The sequence below is a fragment of the Acinetobacter rongchengensis genome, from assembly GCF_003611475.1.
In the GTDB taxonomy this organism is placed as follows: domain Bacteria; phylum Pseudomonadota; class Gammaproteobacteria; order Pseudomonadales; family Moraxellaceae; genus Acinetobacter; species Acinetobacter rongchengensis.
On the sequence record NZ_RAXT01000197.1, the window covers coordinates 1 to 485 of the forward strand.

At 48.5% G+C, this 485-nt stretch carries 1 protein-coding gene; it reads left to right on the forward strand.

The annotated features are described in order from the left end of the window. A partial coding sequence (locus D7V20_RS19500; RefSeq protein ID WP_147395829.1) for an IS66 family transposase occupies positions 1 to 485 on the forward strand: 485 nt, incomplete at both ends.

Genomic DNA, 485 nt, shown 5'->3' on the forward strand with positions numbered 1-485 from the left:
TATGCCGATCATTTGCCGCTGTACCGTCAACGTCTGATCTATCAGCGGGCGGGAATCGAACTTTCTAGATCAACTTTATCTGACTGGATAGGTCGCTGCGGTGTAGAACTGGAACCTCTGGCCAATGCCTTAAAAGAGGTGGTACTACAACAGCAGGTGCTGCATGCAGATGAAACACCGGTCACCATCATGCGGATGGGTGAGAATGATAAAAAACCGAAGAAAGGTTATGTCTGGGCCTATGCCACTACACAGTACAATCCAGTTCAGGCGGTGATCTATGACTTTCAGGATAGTCGTTCAGGCCAGCATGCTGCAGAGTTCTTGAAAGGCTGGCAGGGTTATCTAGTCTGTGATGATTACAGTGGTTATAAAGCACGCTTTAAATCAGGCCAGGTCATAGAGGTGGGCTGCATGGCCCATGCACGTCGTAAATTCCATGAACTGCATGTAACTGGGAAAAGTCAGGTCGCTGAACAGGCATT